This is a genomic window from Pseudoalteromonas sp. c7(2019), assembly GCF_011378625.1.
Lineage (GTDB): Bacteria > Pseudomonadota > Gammaproteobacteria > Enterobacterales > Alteromonadaceae > Pseudoalteromonas > Pseudoalteromonas arctica.
Window position 1 is genome coordinate 230,444 of record NZ_WTKS01000005.1, and the last position, 22,984, is coordinate 253,427.

Consider the following 22,984-nt stretch of genomic DNA (forward strand, 5'->3'; position numbering starts at 1 on the left):
GTAATTTAGGAGTGAGTTTTTTTTAAGTACTGTTTGTTGATGTTATCGAAAATATAAAATTGAAGAATTTGAGGATCAAAAAAGGCGGTAAAACCGCCTTTTTGATGTGATTTAATGTTTAACTATTATTACAGTTTGTAGCTTAAACCTAAGAATAAACGTGGGCCGTAGTCATTCACTTCACCTAAGTTACCTTCAACAAAGAAGTCTTGTGATTTAGGTGCACTGAACAAGTTAATTGCTTCTGCTTTAACTCTAAAGTGCTCATCAATTTTGTATGATGCGCGCATTTCCCATACGCCTACGCCATCAACATAACGAAGTCGAGTACCATTTGTAGTATATGGTTGGAAATACTCACTACGATATTTGTAAATAACAGCAGTATCAAATCCACCAATTTGGTAGTACAGCTGACTGCTAAATACATGCTTTGAGAAACCAGGTACTGAAGCCGACTCAATAATACCGTCAGTTAACTGTGTAGTATTACCATCTACGTCAGTCTCAAACGTATCGCCGTATAAGCTATCTTGGAACTCAAAATCAGTGTCTGCATAGTTGTAACCAAATTTCATACCGATGCCATTATCCCAGCGGTAAGAAAATGAAGCTTCAAGACCTAATATTTCACTGTCTTCATCTGATGTAACAGAGTTAGTAATTGGTAATGAAACAGTTTCACCGGCAACAGTAAAATCTTCAATTACTGTTTGTTGTTGAAAACCACCGTTGAACTGTTTGTAGTATAAGCTTAACGCTAAGATTGAATCTTCGTTAGGGTACCATTCAAACGCAGCATCGTAGTTCCACGACATAAGCGGTTGAGTGTCCGGGTTACCAGAGCCATTTACACCCACTAATAAATCGCTGATTGAAGTTGCTGTACCTTCTGTATCTTCTTGGAATGTACGGCTGTAACCTAAATCAGATGGATCTGCGCGTGACATACCACGGTATATACCTGCACGGAATAAAATATCTTCACTGTAGTCAATAACTAGGTTAAAACTTGGTAAATACTTCGTGTAGTCACCACCGCTTTTTATTTTATCCAATGAACCATTATCAGATTCAACCAGAGAAAGTACACCTGTGTCGCTTGTTACTACGTCAAAGCTATTTCTAAAGCCAATCGAAGTTACTTCTGTGTCTACAATACGAAGACCAAAGTTACCGCGAATGAATTTACCAAACATTTCAGTATCGTAATTCGCCATTAAGTACACTGATGTTGTTTTTTCTGTTACATCAATTGTACCTGCATTTTCATATTCAACTTCTGGGTAAGCAAACACACCATCAGCGTTAGAACCAGCTACAGCTTGTGAGAAACATACGTTGTCGTATGTAGCCCATGATGAACCTGTACCGCTATCTACAACGTTACCGTCACTATCAACATTTGTTACGATATCGCCATCAGATACACTCGATAAAAAGCCTGATTCTGGGAAATCGATTTGACAACCTTGTAATACGTCAAGCGCTTCAGTACCAGAGTCTAGTGTAAATTCGTTTCTTGAACCGTTACCTTGGCTACCACCATACTGTAGGAAGGTCATTTCAGATGTTCTAATACCACCTTGTACACTGGTGAAAACGTTACCATCTAAGGTATAGTCAAAATCTAGTCGCGCTGAGATAACTTCGTTTTCACGAACATTTTCACGGTCAAGTCGTGTTCTTAGGCTATCTGTAAAGTTTGAAATATCTGTTACGTCAAAGTCTGTCAGTGTGAAATGAGGGATCTCATCGCCCATATCCCAAGAAAAGAAATTACGACCTGATGTTCTACCACGGTTAGATATTTGAAGTTCTTCACGTTCAGTTTTTGAATACGCTAAATCTAAGTCAACAGTTAATCTATCGGTAACTGTATGTTCTATATTTATGCCGTAACCTTGGTAGTTTTCTTCACGAGAAAATTGCTCACCCGCTGATTCAATGCGCTCTTCACCTTCCCAGTGCAAAATACCGCCTACATCATTAGTAACAAGTGTTGGACCTGTTACGCCTGGTGTTGCACGTTTTTGTAAAAAGATTAAATCGTGGCGTGCTTCTTGTTGTGTTCTATCTGATATTTGTGCGTCAAAGTTAACATCCCAATCAGCTGACGGTTGGTATTGCAGTGCAAAAAACATTGCATCACGTTCATCTGATGTCTCGTTTTGGCGGTAACTACGGCTACTGCCAGTCCAAGCGTAAGGAGTACCATCACTTACTGCTTTACCTGTTTCAGGATCAATTTCTGTATCGTAACCTTGGTTGCTACTGCCACTAACTTGGTCTTCACAGTCGCCTGCGCTGCTACGATAAAAACCTTCATTGGTATTATTAGGATCGTTTAAACACGCCCATAATGAAGAACCTGATGGGCTAGAGCTTCTGTATTCAGCTTCTGGTTGGCTGATATCTTGGCGCTGTACGCCAAAAGACACACCAACGGCTTGGCCGTTATCAAATTCAAACTGGTCAACATAACTAAACGTGCCACGGTAACCCGCGTCACTTTGAAGTGAGTTATCTACATTACCTTCATCAGGGTTGTAGTTTAATTTAACTTCAGCTGATACACGTTGCTTGCCAAAATCAAGTGGAGTTATAGTTTCAAGTGCAATAACACCTGCAACACCACCTTCAATCATTGACGCATCTTGCGTTTTATAAATTGCTACTTTTTTTACAAGTTCTGACGGAAACTGCGAAAAGTTAACTGAGCGGTCACCACTACCATTAGTCGCTTCACGACCATTGATATGCGTTGCACTTAAAAATGGACCAAGACCACGAATAGTGATTTCTGTTGCACCACCGTTTTCACGGTGAGATGCAGCACCTGTAATTGATTCCAGTGCTTCACCGATAGACAGTGCTGGTAAATCACCAATATCTTCAGATGACAGGCCATCAACTACCGTTGTTGCTTCACGTTTAATTGCTATTTGGTCTTGAATCGTTCTACGTGTACCTGTAACACTAATTATTTCAACGTCTTCTTCAACTTCTGTCGCTTTTCCCTGATCTTCCTGTGCGCTTGCTGTAAACACGCAAGAACTTGCCATACCTGCGATGACCGCTGTTCTTACCCATTTTGCAACTGGGCGCATTGCAAACTGCCCTGTTGTAGAATTATTGTTATCTCGTGACTTCAACGACATTTGAATTCTCCGCTGGTTGTTGTTGTGTGATTTTAGTGTGTTAGCTTGTTATGCTGATGTATATTTTATGTGACCTTTGACGTTAATATACTCAAACGCAGTCATATGATCAACCAATTTGACGTTTTAATATTACCATAAGGTATACCAATTTTAACTTAACGGCATTACCAGTAGGTCAGGCAGGTTTTTTACTAGAATATAAACCGCTCTAAACTAGTCGATAAATGGGTAATGTAGGTTGAGAAAAGTGTGGTGATTATTAATAAATAATAAAAAAGCCCCAAATTTGGGGCTTTTAAAAGTTAACTGATTAATTGGTTATTTAATCGTTTTGTATTTTCCATGTAGATCCAACACCGACTTCAGATGATTGAATATAATGAAGCCCTTTAGCACCCGCCTCTGCCTGAAGGCCTGCAGGGTCAGTTTCTAATAACGTACTTGTTGCTGTAACGTACTCAAGTACTTCTTTACCATTAGTTGCTGGGTCTTGGTCAATTGCACCATCAGTATCGAATGCGCCATTACCGTTTAGCTTTCTAATTTCAACCCAGTCACCGCTTGCATCGCCTGATACTCGACTATCCATATAACCAAAGTTGTTACTTAGCACCGAACTATCATGATTAATTAAGTCACAGTCATATTCAAAAGCATGGTCACTATCAAGTGTATTTGGGTAAAATAGCCCTTGAGTTGTAGCACTGCTGTTTATTGTATCTTCGTCTGTTTGATCACCTAAACCGTTTGCAATTAAATTTCCATTAAAGTTGATAACAAACGCATTTTTGGTTAGGCCGTATAATACCGGCGCATTCGCTGTGGTTAACTCATCACAATCACTTGTTGGTGCTTTAGGGCCTATTTCTGTACTAAATACAATAGGTTGCTGTGAGTTCAAAACCGTATTATTTGTTACATTTAGTGTAAAGTCGCCAGCCGCATCAAGTACAGCTTGGTTACCCGAGTTTGGCACACCGCCGTCAGCTTGCGAAAATGGATTTGCCGTAAATACAATACCGCCCGCTTCTTTATTACCAGAACGAATACCTGCAATGTAGTTGTTACTCACGGTGTGACCAAGTGGCGTAATCATCACGCCTGCAGGTCTATCGCTTGAGCTTTCAATATCTGTGGTACGAATAATAATGTTGTCTGTAACACTATTAAATCCACCATCTTCTAATGAAATACCACCATTAGGATTTACGATTGTATTGCCTTTGATGGTTGCACCAGAAGTTTGTACACGCATTAAACGACGACCTGTTACAAAGTTTTCTACGCGGTTATACTGAATAGTAAAGTTTGCGTTATCAGCTGCACCGCTACCCGTTGTGCTACCCGCATTGATCAAATATAAACTTGATTGACCAAAGTTTGGATTATCACTGTCGCTAAATAAATTATATTGAATAACGTGATCAGAGCTTGATGATGATATTTTTATCACAGACCCTTTTTCTGCTACATTTCGATTAGAGAATGTATTTCGCTCAACCAACGCGCTTTGACCTTTTATCATCAGCCAATGGTATTCAGAGTTATTGAGTGTAGCTTCTTCTCCATCCATCGTGTTTTGCGAAAAAGTAAAGTTATCGCCTTCTGAATAAATAACAGCACCTTCTTCGGCTTCACAAAATGCACCCGCTTTAGTATCTATATTCTTAAAGGTAAGCCCTGTTAATCCAGCGCCATCTACTCCAGCAGCTACATGCACACATACTTCACCGCTAAGTACAGGAGTTTGACCTTCTACAGCGCGAAGCGTTACTGCACTGGTTAATAAAATTGCGTCCATATCAGCATAAACACCCGTGTTTAAGCCAATAACATCACCGTCAGCTAAACCGCCACTTATAGCACCAAGGAGTGCTTCAGGGTTACTAACTAATTGAGTGTAAACCAATGTATCAAGTGAGTTTGTAACCTCACTCGCAAAACCATCGTTATCTGTATACGTAGCTTTTACCGACATTATTGAGCCAGCGTAAGCAGAAGGTGTAAATGTTTTACTATTACTGTCGGCTACTTCAACGCCATCAGCAGACCAAGTATAAGTAACGTTTGCCTCTTCAACACCGTTGTTATCAGTTATCTCTGCTGTTAACTCGCCACTTGTCAAATAAGGCGCTACGCCCATAATGGCGACACTACCGGCTTCGTCAACCGCAACAGCAGAAACAGCAATTGTTTCCTCTGATGTATTATCCTCGATAAATCCATTATCATCTGTGTAAGCAACTTGAACACTTATCTTTTGACCTAAAAGTGATGCATCAACTGTAAAGGTGCTTTGTGTTGCGCCATCTATCTCTTGTGCGTCAGCAAGCCATTGGTAAGTAATATCTCCTGTTGCCCCGTCGGTATCATTAATTTCTGCTGTTAATATATTACCAACGGTTGGCGTGCCACTAATTGTAACTTCGCCTTCTGAGTTTGTTCGTGCTACAACCTCTGTACCCGTTGAAGTCACAGACTCGTTAAACCCACGGCTATCTTCAAAAGATGCACTAACTGTTATAACTGTACCAAACTGTGCGTCTGTTAACGTGAGCGTTAAAAGTGCTTCATCTGCAATCTCTATGTCATCAGCAAACCATTTATAAGTTACTGTATCGCCATCAAAGCCATTTTCGTCAGCTACATTGGCTGTTAGTTGCGAACCAACTAGAGCGTCGCCCGTAATAGTTAAACTTGCAGGGAATGCGATTGCGGCAACATCTGCGGTTGGAGCTGTAATATGCGATTCATTGATACCGCCATCATCGGTATAAAGCCCTTGAACTGTAATTGGTAACCCTATCTGATCGTCAGTCAGTGTAAACGAAGCGCTATTTGCACCTGTAATTGCCTCACCATCTGCATACCAATAGTAAGTCACGTCACCTGAGATACCATCAGGGTCACTAACTTCAGCTGTTAATGTTTGTCCGCTTGTAACAGTTCCACTAAGAGCAATAGAGCCCAAGTTGTTGTCATTGTTGTTTGAGTTTGTGTCACAACCAACTATTGCAGCTGTAATAGCGCATAGCGCAAAATGTTTTAATTTCATGGTGGCTCTATTCTCCAAATTTATGGTTTTAATATTTGGTTATCTATTGTGTGTGTTACCAAATAAATCATGCGTTTATTACCAAATTCATTTAAATTGCAAATAAATTGTTAACCAACTTGGTAATATAACCATAATAAAATAACTTTTTCCACTATACCCACCTAATTAAATAACAATAAATAAACATAAAGTTAACCCTGCACTGTTATCCCAGGTCAAAAATTGAATTCAATCGTGCACAATTACTGCGAAAATACATAACCTTAGAGTAAAAAATTGGTTTTACATGGGGTTAAGTAAATCAGATTTATTTAATATATATGAAGTATTCTTATTTGAAGACTATAAAAAAATTAAGAAATGAAGTGAGTTTGTATAAAAAGGATTATTTACAGAGAGAATGAAAAATAAGGGTAAAGAAAGGGGCTATTTTTTGCCCCTTTTTTATTAAGTACTGGTTTATAAAATAGCGTTATTATAAAACTCTACAGGCTCATTTGAGCCCAAAGCAACAGGCACACGTTGATGCAAGCTAGTTGGCGCAATATCTAAAATACGCGTTCCTCTAGAGGTTGCTTTACCACCTGCGTTTTCAACTAAAAGTGCCAACGGGTTTGCTTCATAAAGCAGTCTTATTTTTCCGTTATCGTTACCACTGCGTTTATCTTGCGGATACAAAAATAACCCGCCTCGGCATAATATACGATGAACGTCGCCTACCATCGCTGCATTCCAACGCATTGAGCTTTTTTCAAAGCTTTCACAGGTGTAAAGCAATTTATCAAAATACACTTGTGTCGGTTCGTCCCAATAACGGTAGTTAGCCATATTAACGGCAAATTCACGACTCTGCTCTGGCACACTTAACTGCTTATTTGTCAGTAGATAACCGCCATGCGTTGAGTCTAATGTATAACAACGCGTTGGACCGCCAGTACTCATTACAAGTAATGATGAAGGGCCGTATAACACATAGCCTGCACATACTTGATTTACACCAGGCTGACTAAATTGCTCGTCGCTGTCGAAGGCAACATCATCACGGGCTAAGTAAATAGTAAATATAGTGCCTATTTGCCCATTAACATCAATATTAGAAGAGCCATCTAGTGGGTCAAAAGCAACAATAAACTTACCTTCAGGGTGGCCACCTACCGCATGATCTTCTTCCTCTGATGCAACTGATCGTACGCTGCTGTCGTCAAGTAGGATGTCTTTAAGTAGTTGGTTTGCGATTACATCTAGCTTTTTCTGAACTTCACCTTGGATGTTTTCATTCAATGTTGAACCTAAAACACCGGCTAATTCACCTTGGCTTACTCGAAAAGCAATTTCTTTACTGGTCGCTAAAATTGTGCGAATAAGTAAAATAAGATCGGTATCTACACCGTCTTCTTTTAATACTGTATTTAGTCTTTTCATGCGCTATACCTATTTACACAATTTAGATCGTCAAAGCATTGCTCTAGTCTTGCAACCATACTTTGCTCTGAATGACGCAACCATACGCGAGGGTCATAATATTTTTTGTTTGGCTTATCATCCCCATCAGGGTTACCAATTTGCTCTTGTAGGTATGCTTGGTTACCTTTGTAGTAGTCTAAAATACCTGTCCAACACGCCCACTGCGTATCGGTATCAATATTCATTTTAACTACACCATAGGTTAAAGACTCTGCAATTTTATCGTACTCAGAACCACTACCACCATGAAACACAAAGTTAATTGAGTTGCTTGGTAGATTAAATTTTTCTGATACGTAAGCTTGTGAATCTTTTAAAATAGTTGGTGTAAGAACAACGTTACCCGGCTTATATACACCGTGAACATTGCCAAAAGACGCTGCAATTATAAAGTTAGGGCTAATACGACTTAAACGTTCGTAAGCAAATGCAACATCTTCAGGCTGAGTGTATAAAGAAGAGCTGTCTAAGTGTGAGTTATCAACACCGTCTTCTTCGCCGCCCGTGCAGCCAAGCTCAATTTCAAGCGTCATACCTATTTTTGCCATACGCGTTAAGTAACGTTCACAAATTTCGATATTTTCTTCTAAAGGCTCTTCTGACAAATCAATCATATGCGAGCTAAACAGTGGTTTGCCAGTCAGTTCAAAGTGTCTTTCACCTTCATCAAGCAAACCATCAATCCAAGGTAGTAGCTTTTTAGCTGCGTGATCAGTATGAAGCATCACTGCTACTTCATAATGTGCTGCCACTGAATGTACATATCTTGCAGCACTTACCGCCCCAAGCACTGCTGATTGTTGCTCCGGTAAAGATAAGCTTTTACCACAAAAAAATTGAGCTCCACCATTAGAAAGCTGAATAATAACGGGCGAGTTTTTCTTTTTAGCAGCTTCTAGCGTCGCATTTATAGATGTTGTACTAACAACATTTACCGCTGGCAACGCATATTGATTAGTACGCGCATGTTCATACACAGCACTTACTTCATCGCCAACGATTACGCCTGGCAGTATTGTTGGGGCTAAATAATTCATTTATGAAATCCTTTCTATTTTAAAGCCTGGATACAAGAATCAGTAATTGCTTGCCAATTTTCTTGTTCAACCCACTCTTTTTTCGCTATCCAAGTACCGCCAACGGCGAATACATTATTTAAAGAAAGATAGTCCATTTTGTTACTTTCGCTAACGCCGCCTGTAGGGCAAAAGCTGACTGCTCTAAATACTGACGACACAGCTGATACAAAAGGTGCTCCTCCGGCAAGCGAAGCCGGGAATAATTTTTGCTCTTCAAAGCCATATTCAAGTGCCATTAAAATATCACCTGTGTTTGATACACCAGGAAGTACCGGCACATTACATTTAGCAAGAGCAGTAAGTAGCGCAGGAGAAACCGCTGGCGTTACAATAAAGTCAGAACCCGCTTCAAGTGCTTGCTCTAAAATGTCAGTATTTATGACTGTACCCGCACCGACTTTTAGCTCTGGCACTTGTGCCTTAATAGCTTTTAATGCTTCTAAAGAAGCCTCTGTTCTTAGTACTACTTCAACTAAAGTAAGGCCAGCGTTAGCCATAGCTTTCGCTATTTGAACACCTTGCTCTGGCGTATCAGCTTGAATTATAGGTAGCAGTGTTTGTCCTGACATAAGTTCAGAAAAGCGAGTCATAACGTTGTTCCTTTATAAAAAGTAATGCGGCCGAGGTATGGCGGCCTTTAATGTTTGATTAACCTGAACTCTAGATAATAAATCTATCTCAAGCAGCTATTTTCAGCGCTAACTGCGTTGAATTTACTTGCAATAGGCCCGCTATTGACGCGTAAATTCGCCTTGTTTTCACTGAAAATCTCTAGCTAGAGAAAATAATTTTAAATATCACCATGATTCAATATGTTAGTAAATCTCTTAACCAGAGTTCAGGTTAATTATTTTGTTATACCAATTGCATTAAATTAATGAGCTATTATAGCGACAAGAAAATAGCTCAATAACAAGGCTAAAATTATGATACATAGTTGTTCTATATAAATAATTTTTAACGTAGTTAGTGAGTTATTTAATACGCTAAGGTGATCATGTTTTTAATAAAATTGGTATCAGGTACCAGCTTCAACCATTGCTAGCTGAAATATATCTTTTGGAGCAATAGCGCCTGGCTGTTGTATAACCGCACCGGCGGCTTTTGCAGCAAGTTGTACAGCACTCGAAATTGGTTTATCAGATAAACGAGCACCTAAGTAAACACCGTTAAAAGCATCGCCTGCGGATGTCGTATCTACAACATTTGTTACCGGTATTATAGTGTGGCTTTGAAGAATATTGCCCTCTTTTGTCACTACCGATTCAGGGCCATTTTTAACAACAATTTCTTCAATTTGGTAAGGTTTTAAATATTCAACAACCGCTTCTACGCTATGAACGTCATAAAGTGTTGTTAAATCTTCAACGCCAGGTAGGGTAATATCTGCAAGCGTAAAGGCTAAATGATATTGCTCTTTAGTTTCCTCTACACTATTCCACAAACGCGCTCTGTAGTTAGGATCAAAAACTATTTTAACCCCAGCATCTTTGAGCTGCTCTACAACTTTCCAAAAATGCTCACGTGCACTTTCTTCAATTATTGCTAATGAAATTCCTGAAAAGAAAAACATATCACCTTGGCTAAGCTGCTCGAGTGCATCAGCATCTAAAAAATCAACAACCTTTTTAGCTGCAGAATCATTACGCCAATAAATAAAGCTACGCTCACCATGCTCATCGGTTTCTATGTAATACATGCCAGGTACTTTGGTATCGTGAGCAAATACGAGTTGTGTATTTATTTGTTCACTTTCAAAGCGTTCTAGCATTTTTTTACTTAAATTATCTTGACCTAAAGCCGTAACAACCGAAGTAGTAACCTGCGGGAAGCAACGTTTTAAATACACTGCAGAATTATAAACATCGCCTGCAAATGATTGGTGTAGTGTGGCTGCGCTCATAGCTCTAAGCTCGACCATGCATTCACCGATAAAGTAAATATTTTTCATCTTGGAAGTTACCCTATGTAGTTAACTGCTATGCGCTTATACAAAACATGTTGGCATAGCAGTTATTATCTAGATTATTGAGGCTTTTTAAGAGGTTCTATTTTTGGAATTAAAATCCAAACAGCTGCCATTGCTATAATGGCTAAAGAAGCACCAATAACAAATGCTGGCGTATAATTACCATCAGCAGTAAGAATAGGCACAAGCGATGTAAGGCCTACAGCACCAAGTTTTGCCGCCATACCAGAGAAACCTGATAATGTACCTACAGCTTTTTTGCCTAACAAATCACTTGGTAGTGTTTGCACGTTACCAATTGCAGTTTGAAAACCAAATAATATAACAGCCATAATTAGTACCGCTGTCGTTGGTCCGCCTGGATTTGCCATTGCAAGTAACGCAGGTAACATAATTAAACAGCCCAGCGTTATAGTTAGCTTACGTGTTTTATCTGTATTCCAACCGGCTTTGAGTCGGTTTTGAGCTAATAAGCCACCAAACCAAGCACCAAACATAGCGCCAACATAAGGTACCCAACCATATATACCAATAGACTTAACATCCATGCCGTATACTTCGTTTAAGTAAATAGGTATCCAAAAAACAAATAACCACCAAATAGGGTCAATCGCAGCAGAGGCAATAATTACACCCCAGCTTTGCTTACGAGAAAGTAACTCAGCAGTTGAAGGGTTATATTCTTCTTCGTCTTCACCTGTTACATCGCCATTATCATCAACACGTCTTTGACCTGTTAAGATATATTCACGCTCTTGTGCAGTAAGCCAAGGATGAGAGCTAGGCGGCGCTTTAACTAAAATTAACCAAGGCACTAACCAAAGAAAACCTAATACGCCCACAAAAACAAACACCATTTGCCAGCTAAAGTAGATAGTTAAATAAGCAATTAAAGGAATAGCAATAATACCGCCAATAGCAGCGCCAGAGTTAAAAATACCCTGTGCTAAGGCGCGCTCTTTAGTAGGAAACCATTCAGCATTACCTTTAGCTGCGCCCGGCCAGTTACCGGCTTCTGCTACACCTAAGATTGCGCGAAAAATACTAAGGCTAAGTACACCTTGTGCAAATGCATGTGCAACGGTTGCAATAGACCAAACACCTATCGATAAAACAAAACCGAAGCGTGTGCCTACCCAGTCAAATATTTTACCAAATATGGCTTGACCAAATGCATAAGCAAATACAAACACAATTGAAATATTAGCGTATATTTGTTTGCGTTCTAGCGCTGATTCATCAGGAAATAAATCTTCAACAATGTCCGGCCAAAGCACACTAAGTGCTTGACGGTCGATATAGTTAATAATGGTAGCTAGCGCAATTAGCGCTATAACCCACCAACGTAAGCCTTTAAGTTGCATAATTAATCCTCAAGAAAGTCTTCACGCGCTGGGCTAAAAGTATCAATCAGGATTCCGCCTGTTGGGCAGGTAGCTCCATGATCAGCAAATGGTGGGATTAAGCAGCTATCACCCGGTTTTAAGATTTTAGTGACGCCATCAATGTTAAAGTGGAACTCACCTTCAACAACATACGTTACTTGAGAATGTCTGTGAGCATGGTTATAACCAATAGCCCCTTTCTCAAACCAAATTTTAACAGCCATTAGCTCTTCGTTATAACCTAGCATTTGACGTTTTAGACCATTTCCTAAATCTTCAATTTCGGTCTCGTTGCCAAATGAAAAGTTTGCGCTTTGCTTTTGCATCCTATTTACTCCTGATTATTGTTCATCATATAAACGCCTAATCGGCCATTTAAAGTGAACTCTTTATTTTGATAATTGAATGTATTTTTAGCTGAGGTTGGTGCTTTATTAATAGCCACTAAATATGACTTGCCTTTAATATCAAGTTCAACAAGTGTTAAATCGCCCTGCTGACTATATTCAAGCTTTGTAACTCTACTAACAGCTTCTAACGTATATTCTTTACTTGGATTGTATTCACCGTGAGGCTCTAATACAGATATAAATTTATGATGCTTTTGACCCTCAACACGACGAATAAAACCGTTTTCGTTGCGTAAGTTAAAATCAGGGTCGTTTGCGCCTATTTGAGTAAACAAGAAAGACTCATCACCTTTAACCAAACTCGTTTGCGTATAAAAGCGACCATTTTCGTTTAACCACGTTACTTTAGCTAAACCACTTTGAGGTTGCGCTTGAGCTTTAAGCCATAGATGCTGGTAGCCATTTTTAGTACCTAATGCAGACAGTTGTGTTGCATTCGCTTTTAGCTCAAAGCTGGTATCTATAAGCTGACCTTTATAATGCAAAGGCAAATCAAGCTGATGTGCTTTATTTGCTGCAACATCAAATATATCAAGTGCAACTGTGCTTTGTAGTTCAGGTAAGTTAATAAGTGCAAGCGTACGCTCAAGATCAACGCCTTTATAAGCTGTGCTTATTTCGCCGCTTGAAACTGTGCCGTATTCATTCGTTTCGAAAAAGTTAAGTGTAGGGTAATTACTATTTCCTACTTCAACATTTGCATTAAAATGCGTTGTTTCGTCAACCACTACCGTATTGTGCGCAACAGTGTGTTTAGCGTAAGTTTCGTTTTCAGGTAAATAACGACCGCCGTATTTAGCTTCTACATTTAAAAAACGTGCTGCGCCATAATCAGATACAATTTCATTACCGTGGTCGTAAAACTGCCATGTTAGTTTATCAAAATGACCGTGACCTAAGCCTTGTGCAGCAGGTTTAAATAGTAGAGCTTGATCGCCACCTACCTGCGTTCTCATTACAACTAGAGCACCTTGTTTACCGTCATTACCATCGCCGAAGGCAACAGATTTAAACGAATAAGGTTTTGCCATGTTGTTATCAAGTGCTTGAGCTACTTTTAGTCCATCACCAGAGAGAATTATTTGGTCTTGTTGCTTAGCAATATCTAAATAACCCGCATCGTTGGTTAAGCCATATGCTGCCGTTACACCATTAACTAACTCAATGGTATCGATACCTTTACTTTTTATTGCATCGTTAATTGGGAAAAACAAACCGTTGTAGCTAAGTTGAATCGTCGTATCAATCGCTTTTAATAATATGCCATCGCGATATTCAAAGATTTTTCGTTGTGGTTCGTTGTTTTCAATCGCTTTAGCAAACGTTACAAAGGGTAATAGTGCAAAGCGTTGATAGTAAGGACCTTCGTTATAGTAACCTTGTGGTGAAAACAGCATCTCTAGCTGCTTAATAAAGCCACCTTTACCCGACTTTTCTAAATCGTATAATGATTTTTCTACCCACTCAGGTTCACCTAATACATACCCTGCCATGCCAACACCCGCTGTTGCCCATGTTCCATGGTTATGTACTTTATTAAATGTAGAGGGTTGGCCTACTGATGTGAACAACGAAACAGGACGTAGTAAGTCATCCTCGATTGTTTTAATGTTATCGGCATTTAACGAGTCATGAATTAGATCATAAGCTTGTATTGTGTACACAAGCCACATTGCTTCATTTAGGCTTTGCCAAAAAAACTTACCTGGATTTTGCGAGTCCATTTTACGTTTTGGATGCAGACCAAGCGTTGGGTATAATTTTGCATACTCAAGCAACATATCACGCACGTAATTTGCATATTTCTCATCTTGGCTTAGTTGATAAATGATGCCTGCGTTATACATAAGCTGATAATTTTTTTTGTGGCGTTCATGTGTATAACCACCACCACCATCTTTTGGTACAGGTACCGCAATTGGTTGAGCTATTTGTTCGTCTACTTGCGCTTTTAATAGCTCAAACGCAGTAGAAAATTTACCTTCGCTGCCTATTGCTTGACGCATATGACTTACGTCATCAGTAGTAATTACTAAGTTTGGGTGCGCTGCATGCGCACCCAATGATGTAAGTAATGTAAGTGCTGCTACAGCCGCTATTTTAAAACCTGTTTGGCATTTTAATAAGTACATAGTATTTACCCTGCCTTATTTAAAATGTTGTTATTTTTTAATACTGCTGTATGTGGGCCTTTAACTCTTAGTTCTTTAACACTTGGTGCTTTAGTTACATCAAATGTATTACCTGAGATTTCAGTTTTAGGCTCGCCTACTGTGTGCTCTACAACAATAGGAGCAGATTTAACAAATTTATTATCTTTGATATTAGTAACCTGAACACCGTGAACATAAATGCTCGCTTGCTCTTTGTTACGCTTACCAAGGCCGACGTTATTAAGCGTGTTATTTGTCATTTCAAAATGAGGGCCAAATGTACTTTCATCAGTACCACCACGGTAAAGCTTAAGTACACCACCTTGCACATCATTAAATGTATTATTATTTACAATAACGTATTCCGCGTTATAAACACCTAAGTCTTCAATTTCAGTATTTAGACGTAAAATGTCACCTGTTACTGTATTAAAGGTATTACCTGTAATAATAATTTCGTCAGCCATTGCACCTTTACCAGTGATAAAGAAATGGAATGAATGATTAATATCTAAAGCATTTAACTCTGAGTTGGTCATTACAAAGCGGTAATTATCAACCATACCCCATTTTTGCGTACGAACAATGCTGTTACCTATTGCATCTGGCGCGTTTTCACCTGAAATTGATAAACCATCTAGTTTTAAGCTGCCGCCATCATGTATTTCAAACAAGGTAGAGCGTTGAAAAGTAAGTTTAGACTTTGTGCTCTGCTTCGCTTTAATTGTCAACGTTTTATCAATTTTAACCAGTTTAGAAACATCATACTGGCCAGGCGCTAGTTCTAGAACATCACCCGACTCTGCATTATCAATAGCGTCTAGTAATGCACTTACATCAGCTTTAACAGAATGTGTCTTACCAGAATCAAAATCAACTAAAGCAGGTACTTTTGCATACCAGCTAACACCGGTATCTTCTTTTTTAAGTACTTTTAAATCGCGCTTTGCACCTACATTTAAACTTTTAGATGTTGGGTAAAGTAGACCATTACTTGCTTTTTTAAGCGTGATTTTTTCTTTTTTTACACCGTACGTTAGCTCAGAAAGTACTTTTGTATCAGCAATGTTGTTACTTAGTACCAGCCCGCTTACATCATCAAATGTTGTAAATGGCTGTTCACCATCTTGATTTATGATTAAGTTGTTTTTCATTACGCTATCTTTAGGTGCAGCGCTACGCTCAGCATCGCTACCAGCGGCAAGTTGAATATGACGCACATTTATAAATGTGTTGTTTTCAATTGTCGCATTTTCAACTTGGTGATAACGATTTATAGATGAATTTGGTACGCCGTTCATCACAGTAAAACCACTGCCAAAACGATACCCTGTTAGACCTTGTAGGTAGTTATTTCTTACAATTTGGTCTTTATTGATAACGCGAATACCACCTGTGTGGTCAACACCATTACCAATAAAAATATTTTCTTCTATAAGGTTACCGTTACCATGGCGCAGCGTTAATGTACCGCGCGCTTCATAAAATACGTTATTACGAAGGATGTTTTTACCTGACTTAACCGACACAATTTCTACTTCACCATTGGTGCGTTCAAAATAGTTATTTTCTACCAATGTATGCGAATCAGTTAATGAGTAATGGCTGGTGCCAATACGTAGGGTTTCACCACCGTTCGAACCAAAAGTTGGACGGTAGCCAAAATAGTTGTTGTCTATGCGGTGATAGTTTTCCTGACTTGCTTGAGTGTTTAAACGAACAGCAACTGTCACACCTTTATTTCGTTTGCCAACTAAATGACTATGATCAAAGCGGTTATGTTGTCCATATAATGCAACCCAATAATCAGACTCTCGTTTGTCTGGATTACTGTAATTATCGATTACTGTTTGAGTAACTCGTGAATTGTAGGCTAATTCATTTTTATTTTTACGAAACTCTATTACAGCTGAGCTCGGTGTGTAGCCGTCTTTAAATACTAAACCTGAGGCTTCAAGGTATTTACCTGCAAGTCTTAGGTTCGATTGACCCGATAAAATTACTTTACCGTTAGTTTCAGCGGTCAATAAAATAGGAGAGTTTTTTGTACCTTGGCCTTCAAGTAGGATTTCGAAGTCAGACCAAGTACCATTTTTAAGTACTACTTTGTCGCCAGCAACTAGATTAGCTGCGATATCATTAAAAGCTTGTTTACTTTCTACAAAATAATCTTTGGCCGCTATTTGTGTGGATATGCAACCGATGAGAACTAGACTAAGCTTTATTGTGTTAATCAAACGCATAGTTAACTCTTTTTCGTTGTGACTGAAAGTAGTGCTTCATCAGAATTTAAAAAAGCTGACATTGCACAAAGACTTTAGTCAATTGGTGTCATGTGTGTTAAAGCGCCTTAAGCCAAAAGCTTAAAGCGCTCAATAAGGTCGAGAAGTATTACTTTTCTAGCTTTTTGAAGTAATCAAAAATTTCAGGAACGTTACCTTGACCCATACCAGCGTCAAACGCTGCTTGTAGGTTAGCTGATGAACCTTCAGCGATTTTTGATTCAGTACCTAGGTCTTCTACCATTTGTAGGAAGTAGCCTAAATCTTTGTTTGCATTAGCAATCGAGAAACCAAGGTCGCTAACATTATCAACTGCATAGTTTTTACAAAATTGCATAAACGGTGAATTAGATGGACCAGTCGACATGATGTCAAAAAGTTGTTGACGGTCAACACCAGCAAGCTCTGCAACTGCAAATGCTTGTGACATAGCACATACTGTAGTCATGCCCATGAAGTTGTTGATAAGCTTAGTTGTATGACCTGCACCTAGCTCGCCAAGATGGAAAACGTTTTCACCTTGATCTTCTAGTACTGGTTTAACTTTATTGAATGTATCAATATCGCCTGCAGCCATGATGTTTAAAAGGCCGTCTTTAGCATGTGCTGGTGTACGACCAAGAGGAGCATCAATCATGCCTGCGCCTTTAGCTGCTAAATCAGCACCAATTTTTTTAGTAGATGATGGGATAGAAGTACCAAAATCAACTAGTACTGCACCTTCTTTAATACCCGCTAGGATACCATCTTCTGCATAAATGATTTTTTCTACAACGGCAGAAGTTGTAAGACAAAACATAACAATATCTGAACCTTCAGCTAGCTCTTTAGCAGTGCTTGCTGTTTTTGCGCCTCTAGCGACACATGCTGCAACCGCATCTTTGCTAAGGTCCATAACAATTAGCTCATAGCCTTTGTTTTGTAAATTTTCGGCCATGTTGCCGCCCATTAAGCCTAAGCCGATGAAACCGATGACTGGTTTTGACATGAATAACTCCTAAATATGTGGCGCATACTTTTATAAGAACAAGTAAAATCTACTTTAAAATACGCTGTGTCTTTGTTTCAATTTGTAGAGTAACTTTAAGCTTGAGTTATTTATAAATTAACCTGTGCAAAACGTAACTCTGATTAATTACCAATACATTGTATTCACTCAAACCAAGCAACTTACCAATTGGTATGCAAAAACTGTATTACCATACGCCTTTTTTGTCAACCAATAAGTTAACCAAGTAAATCCCATATTTTTACAAATTACATACAAATAAATTTAATATCAATTAAAAACAAACAGTTAGACACAACAAACCCAATCAGGCATAGGTTAACTTTTGTTGAACAATCAGTAACTTTTTTTATACTAATAGGTTGACCAATAATTGAGTGTTCTTTATTTAAATATGCAAAATTCAATAAAATGGTTCATTAATTGGTAATTTACAATTGATGTTATTGGTAAAATTATAAGGATCATACGTCAACAGCTTCCAACTCTAAATGGTATTGAGGTTGTGATTTGTACGTAACGCCTACATATATGGCTAATACATATAAAAACCACAAAATGCGCTTAATAATAGCGCTTAGTTAAAAATATACTGAACTTTGAAAAATCACTAAAGGAACTGAATAATGCGTTTATTACATACTATGCTGCGTGTTGCGGATTTAGACAAATCAATTGCTTTTTATACTGAAGTATTAGGTATGAAAGAATTACGCAGAGCTGATAACAGTGAATACAGATACACTCTTGCTTTTATTGGATATGGCGAGGAAGCAGATAATACAGTATTAGAGTTAACTTATAACTGGGACGAAGATAGCTACGACCTGGGTAATGGATATGGTCATATTGCCATTGAGTTTGATGATATTTACAAGGCCTGTGTTGATATTAGAGCAGCCGGTGGTAATGTTAGTCGTGAACCTGGACCAGTAAAAGGCGGCACTACTGAAATTGCTTTTGTAAAAGACCCTGATGGCTATGCAATTGAGCTAATTCAGAAAAAAGATGACATGAGTAAATTTTAAATTACCTACCAACTAATTCAAGTTATAACAATTTGCTTAATGCCAATCTGCTTATATATGGGGTCTATTTAACGTTAAGAAAATTACGCTAGGACTAGGCAAAAATTTTTGTATCTAGTTGTTCTAAATAAAAAATTTTTAACGACGTTATAGTGCAATTTAATTCGTTAAATTGATCAAAGATTTATGCTGGTTGGTATAACTATGGAGGGGTTTAATTTTATAAATTGTTCAAATATTTATGCAGATTGGTATTAAGTAAAAAGGTGCTTTTCAGCACCTTTTTAACGCAACTGACTATCTTTACTGCCACGTCTATTAAACGATTTAGCGCTAGCATCATTACCTTCTATTGCAGCTTGACATGCAACACAGTAGCGCACTCCTGGTAACGCGATCCTTCGTGCTTGTGGGGTTTTCTCATCGCACTCATCACATAGCTCTGCACTTGCGCCAGATATTAAATTGCTTCTTGCATACTGTACGGCGTCATTAACACTCGCATCAATTTGATCTTGAATTGCACCGTCTCGTGCCCATCCACTTGCCATAAATCCTCCTAATAAAGTTGGATGTTTAAATTTATGCTACCAAATCGAATCTTTATAAGTACTGAATAAAAGAGCTAGGAATGTGATGTTCTTTGAAGGTTTAAGCTACGAAACTATATTTTATATCTGGTGGAAAGATGCTGTAGTTGCTCCTTGTAATCTACTTCACAAAAAGTTCAACACTCTACAATTAGGCAAAAAAAAGCAGCTAAAAAAGCTGCTTTATAATTCCAATGATTTATTTAAATATTAAAGGCTGTAGTCAACAACCTTCATACCTAATTTTTCGAGCTCTGGACGAAGTGTTTTAGCATCACCCACTACTAAATAAATCATGTCTTTAGTATTTAAGTGTTTTTTAGCTAAGGCGTTAACTTCTTCTTTGCTAATATTGCTAACAATCTCATTTCTTTCTTTTACAAAGCTAGGTTTTAAATCGAACTCTAATATTTGTGCTAAAAAGCCAAGTTTTGCATTAGGCGTTTCGTATTTAAGCGCATCTTTTTGATTGATAGCCTTACGCATAAACATAAGCTCTTCGTCAGTGACACCGTTTTGAGCATAGTTATTAAGCTCATTAGTAAACTCTGTAATAGACGCTGCAGTAGAGTCGGCTCTCACCGCTGCAGAAGCGGTAAAGCCACCTGATGTTTTATCACCCCAGAAACGAGAGCGAGCACCGTAAGTGTAGCCTTTATCTTCTCGTAAATTTAAATTGATACGGCTGTTAAACGTGCCACCAAGTGCAAAGTTCATCAAGTTAGCTTTAAAGAACTCACCTGTAATATCTTCAACCATATCGCGTTTACCAATACGAATTTCTGATTGAGGAGCGTCTGGTTTATCAACCAAATAAATTACATTAGTTTCTACTTTAGGTTCACTGAAATCAACCGCTACTAAGCTCGATTTACCTTTCCAATTTGTAAGTGTAGCTTTAACTTTTGGTTCAATTGTTGACTCTTTTAAATCAGAAACAATAATTACTTGAGCGCCCTGCGGTTTAAAGTTTGCGCTATAAAAAGCTTTAACGTCAGCAAGTGTAATAGCCTCTATACTATTAAGCGTTCCAGTACTTGGAAGTGCAGCTATATTGTTGCCATATAGTAATTTACTATATGTATTAGATGCTAAATACCCAGCATCCTTCATTGAATGTTGAATATTTTGAATGATTTGCTTTTTATTACGCTCAAAGTCATCTGCATTAAATGCTGGTTTAAATAACTTTTCTTCGACAAGCTTTAGCGTTGCATCTACATTCTTGGTTAAGCTAGAAACATACACATTTGTATGTGTTTTATCTGAGTAGATACTTACCTGGCTACCTAGTTTTTCAAGCGCGTTACTCATCTGCTCTGTAGTGTAGTTTTGCGTTGACTCGCTCATTAACGATGCAGTTATTGATGATAAACCCACTTTACTAGCTTGCTCACTGTACAGGCCACCCGGAACTTTAATGAAAATAGCGGTAGTTGGCGTTTCTGTACTTTGAGTACCTAATATTTTAATACCGTTTTCGGTCTTAGTTTGCCAAAGAGTAGGAACATCAACAGCAGGATTTGCGCCGGCCTCTGGATGAGCACTTCGATCAAATGTATCAACAGCTCTTCGTGCCACTAAATCATCAGCTGAAGTTGTAGATGGACCTCCAAAATCATGCGATTTAGGCGTAAAGTTGTCTGGAGCAGCTATAAGTTGAGTTTGCCCTTCTGGTACAACACTCATAATAACGGCAGATTTACCTTTGATATATTGATTAAAAACACGCATAACATCAGCTTTTGTAACTTTGTTATAACGTGCAATCTCATCTTTAGCTGAATTTGGGTTACCTGTAAACGTTTCTGACGCGGCTAGTTGAGAGACTTTTCCTGATACGCTTTGCAGACCAAAAATTGCACCCGATTCTATTTTAGCTTTTACTTTATCTAAATCATCTTGTGTAACGCCACGCTCTTCAAATTCAACAAATGAATCACGAATGATTTTTTCCATATCAGCTAACGTTTTCCCTGCTGTAGGATTTGGTAAAGCATAAAGACTAATTGAACACGCTAACTCTTGGCATGGATGATTTGCACTTGCTTGAACAGCAAGTTGAGTTTTAACTAAGTTTTTGTATAGTAGTGAATTATTACCACCACCCAATATTTCAGCAAGTATATCAAGAGGTGCTTCATCTTCAGAGCGAGCGTAAGTAGTTGGGAAACTCATACTTAATAAAGGTAAATGTACCTTATCTTCCATTGAAATATATCTATCAGCATCTAGTGTTACAGCTGTTTTTTCTACTGTAGGGATTTCAGGGCCTTTTGGAATTGGTGCAAAGTATTTAGTAACTAATGGCAGTATTTCATTAGCGTTGATATCGCCACCAATAGTAAGCGTTGCATTATTAGGACCATACCACTTTAAAAAGAATGCTTTTAAATCATTTACATTTACGCGATTAAGATCGTCCATAAAACCAATTACTGGCCATGAATATGAATGACCATCTGGATACATCGCTTGAGCAACACGTTCACCTAAACGACCATAAGGGCGATTATCAACACGTTGGCCGCGCTCATTTTTTACTGTTTCGCGTTGTACTTCAAATTTTTCTTGGGTTACAGCATCGAGTAAAAAGCCCATTCGATCAGCTTCTAGCCACAACATTTTTTCTAATTGATTTACAGGTACTGTTTCAAAATAATTTGTTCTATCTGAGTTAGTTGTACCATTTAAAGTACCGCCTGCTTCAGATATTATTTTAAAATGTTCCTCATCAGCAACATTCTCTGAACCTTGAAACATCATATGCTCAAAAAAGTGAGCAAAGCCTGACTTACCCAACTCTTCGCGAGCAGAACCAACGTGGTATGTTACATCAACGTGTACTAAGGGATCTGAATGATCCTCATGCACAATTACAGTTAAACCGTTATCTAGTTTATATTTTTTATACGGTATGTTGATTTCACCTGCATTAGATTTCACTGACTCAATAAGTGTAACGCCAGGAATTGATGTTTCTGTAACAATATTTTTATCAACAGCTTGAGTTGAGCTATTACATGCAGCCAACCCTGATGCAAGTAAAACAGCAAGTGCAATTTTTGTGAGTTTCATTTTTTAGTCCATATTTAAATTAACTCAATGAGTTTAAAGACTAATTAAAAGTACAACAAGGAATATGGAGCGATTATGGGTTTGGTTTTGTAACAAAGTGTAAATAGATTGATATAAAAATGAAGTGTGAAATGACGGTGTTAATTTGTGGTTTTATTCTAATAACACTGCACTTCCCTATCTAAGTAGTAAATGACATAGCTAAGAGATTGATACTCTTAATAACATCGTGCATATAGAGTGTTATGTAACACTGCTTTATACAATACTTAAAATAGTAAGTGGCGTCCCCAAGGGGATTCGAACCCCTGTTAC

Annotated in this window: 14 protein-coding genes; 1 reads left to right on the plus strand and 13 read right to left on the minus strand. The window is 38.3% G+C overall.

Features of this window, described 5'->3' with window-relative positions:
- Positions 1-128 precede the first annotated feature (128 nt).
- From GQR38_RS08090 to GQR38_RS08140, 11 genes are all read right to left on the minus strand, one after another.
- Positions 129-3,161, minus strand: coding sequence for a TonB-dependent receptor (locus GQR38_RS08090; RefSeq protein ID WP_165721422.1), 3,033 nt, complete (start codon positions 3,159-3,161; stop codon positions 129-131).
- A 325-nt stretch (positions 3,162-3,486) separates the two neighbouring features.
- A complete protein-coding gene (locus tag GQR38_RS08095) occupies positions 3,487-6,219 on the minus strand; it encodes a poly(beta-D-mannuronate) lyase (protein ID WP_165721421.1) in 2,733 nt (910 codons plus the stop codon).
- Positions 6,220-6,681: 462 nt separating this feature from the next.
- Complete coding sequence (locus GQR38_RS08100) at positions 6,682-7,644, minus strand: class 1 fructose-bisphosphatase (protein ID WP_010555334.1); 963 nt, start codon at positions 7,642-7,644, stop codon at positions 6,682-6,684.
- Positions 7,641-8,723 (minus strand): class II fructose-bisphosphate aldolase, encoded by a 1,083-nt coding sequence (gene fbaA, locus GQR38_RS08105; protein ID WP_024591529.1) that lies wholly within the window; start codon positions 8,721-8,723, stop codon positions 7,641-7,643. The genes GQR38_RS08100 and fbaA overlap by 4 nt, the downstream gene beginning before the upstream one ends.
- A gap of 14 nt (positions 8,724-8,737) precedes the next feature.
- Complete coding sequence (gene eda / locus GQR38_RS08110) at positions 8,738-9,355, minus strand: bifunctional 4-hydroxy-2-oxoglutarate aldolase/2-dehydro-3-deoxy-phosphogluconate aldolase (protein WP_007585331.1); 618 nt, start codon at positions 9,353-9,355, stop codon at positions 8,738-8,740.
- A gap of 428 nt (positions 9,356-9,783) precedes the next feature.
- Positions 9,784-10,716 carry a sugar kinase gene (locus tag GQR38_RS08115; protein ID WP_101163380.1) on the minus strand — a complete coding sequence of 311 codons (933 nt, stop codon included), beginning with the start codon at positions 10,714-10,716 and terminating at the stop codon, positions 9,784-9,786.
- A gap of 74 nt (positions 10,717-10,790) precedes the next feature.
- Entirely contained in the window at positions 10,791-12,098 is a 1,308-nt protein-coding gene (locus GQR38_RS08120; RefSeq protein WP_024592292.1) for an MFS transporter, read from the minus strand.
- A gap of 2 nt (positions 12,099-12,100) precedes the next feature.
- Positions 12,101-12,445 carry a cupin domain-containing protein gene (locus tag GQR38_RS08125; RefSeq protein ID WP_002962963.1) on the minus strand — a complete coding sequence of 115 codons (345 nt, stop codon included), beginning with the start codon at positions 12,443-12,445 and terminating at the stop codon, positions 12,101-12,103.
- 5 nt (positions 12,446-12,450) lie between these two features.
- Positions 12,451-14,661 (minus strand): heparinase II/III family protein, encoded by a 2,211-nt coding sequence (locus GQR38_RS08130; protein WP_165721420.1) that lies wholly within the window; start codon positions 14,659-14,661, stop codon positions 12,451-12,453.
- 5 nt (positions 14,662-14,666) lie between these two features.
- Positions 14,667-16,925: a polysaccharide lyase 6 family protein gene (locus GQR38_RS08135; protein ID WP_165721419.1), complete on the minus strand. Its 2,259-nt coding sequence runs from the start codon at positions 16,923-16,925 to the stop codon at positions 14,667-14,669.
- A 148-nt stretch (positions 16,926-17,073) separates the two neighbouring features.
- Complete coding sequence (locus GQR38_RS08140; protein WP_007585320.1) at positions 17,074-17,952, minus strand: NAD(P)-dependent oxidoreductase; 879 nt, start codon at positions 17,950-17,952, stop codon at positions 17,074-17,076.
- 647 nt (positions 17,953-18,599) lie between these two features.
- On the opposite strand from GQR38_RS08140, the gene gloA reads away from it, so the two are divergent.
- A complete protein-coding gene (gene gloA, locus GQR38_RS08145; protein WP_165721418.1) occupies positions 18,600-19,001 on the plus strand; it encodes a lactoylglutathione lyase in 402 nt (133 codons plus the stop codon).
- 284 nt (positions 19,002-19,285) lie between these two features.
- Here the strand turns inward: gloA and GQR38_RS08150 are convergent, their stop codons facing one another.
- Both GQR38_RS08150 and GQR38_RS08155 read right to left on the minus strand, forming a co-directional pair.
- Positions 19,286-19,552 (minus strand): DksA/TraR family C4-type zinc finger protein, encoded by a 267-nt coding sequence (locus GQR38_RS08150; protein ID WP_165721417.1) that lies wholly within the window; start codon positions 19,550-19,552, stop codon positions 19,286-19,288.
- A gap of 249 nt (positions 19,553-19,801) precedes the next feature.
- Complete coding sequence (locus GQR38_RS08155; protein ID WP_165721416.1) at positions 19,802-22,669, minus strand: pitrilysin family protein; 2,868 nt, start codon at positions 22,667-22,669, stop codon at positions 19,802-19,804.
- Positions 22,670-22,984 lie beyond the last annotated feature (315 nt).

What these genes read in the sequence shown, in the direction of transcription:
- GQR38_RS08155 (WP_165721416.1), bottom strand. Translation starts at nt 22,669, where the DNA reads ATGAAACTCACAAAAATTGCACTTGCTGTTTTACTTGCATCAGGGTTG.
- GQR38_RS08095 (WP_165721421.1), bottom strand. Translation starts at nt 6,219, where the DNA reads ATGAAATTAAAACATTTTGCGCTATGCGCTATTACAGCTGCAATAGTT.
- gloA (WP_165721418.1), top strand. Translation starts at nt 18,600, where the DNA reads ATGCGTTTATTACATACTATGCTGCGTGTTGCGGATTTAGACAAATCA.
- GQR38_RS08120 (WP_024592292.1), bottom strand. Translation starts at nt 12,098, where the DNA reads ATGCAACTTAAAGGCTTACGTTGGTGGGTTATAGCGCTAATTGCGCTA.
- GQR38_RS08090 (WP_165721422.1), bottom strand. Translation starts at nt 3,161, where the DNA reads ATGTCGTTGAAGTCACGAGATAACAATAATTCTACAACAGGGCAGTTT.
- GQR38_RS08140 (WP_007585320.1), bottom strand. Translation starts at nt 17,952, where the DNA reads ATGTCAAAACCAGTCATCGGTTTCATCGGCTTAGGCTTAATGGGCGGC.
- GQR38_RS08150 (WP_165721417.1), bottom strand. Translation starts at nt 19,552, where the DNA reads ATGGCAAGTGGATGGGCACGAGACGGTGCAATTCAAGATCAAATTGAT.
- GQR38_RS08125 (WP_002962963.1), bottom strand. Translation starts at nt 12,445, where the DNA reads ATGCAAAAGCAAAGCGCAAACTTTTCATTTGGCAACGAGACCGAAATT.
- GQR38_RS08115 (WP_101163380.1), bottom strand. Translation starts at nt 10,716, where the DNA reads ATGAAAAATATTTACTTTATCGGTGAATGCATGGTCGAGCTTAGAGCT.
- GQR38_RS08130 (WP_165721420.1), bottom strand. Translation starts at nt 14,661, where the DNA reads ATGTACTTATTAAAATGCCAAACAGGTTTTAAAATAGCGGCTGTAGCA.
- GQR38_RS08135 (WP_165721419.1), bottom strand. Translation starts at nt 16,925, where the DNA reads ATGCGTTTGATTAACACAATAAAGCTTAGTCTAGTTCTCATCGGTTGC.
- eda (WP_007585331.1), bottom strand. Translation starts at nt 9,355, where the DNA reads ATGACTCGCTTTTCTGAACTTATGTCAGGACAAACACTGCTACCTATA.
- GQR38_RS08100 (WP_010555334.1), bottom strand. Translation starts at nt 7,644, where the DNA reads ATGAAAAGACTAAATACAGTATTAAAAGAAGACGGTGTAGATACCGAT.
- fbaA (WP_024591529.1), bottom strand. Translation starts at nt 8,723, where the DNA reads ATGAATTATTTAGCCCCAACAATACTGCCAGGCGTAATCGTTGGCGAT.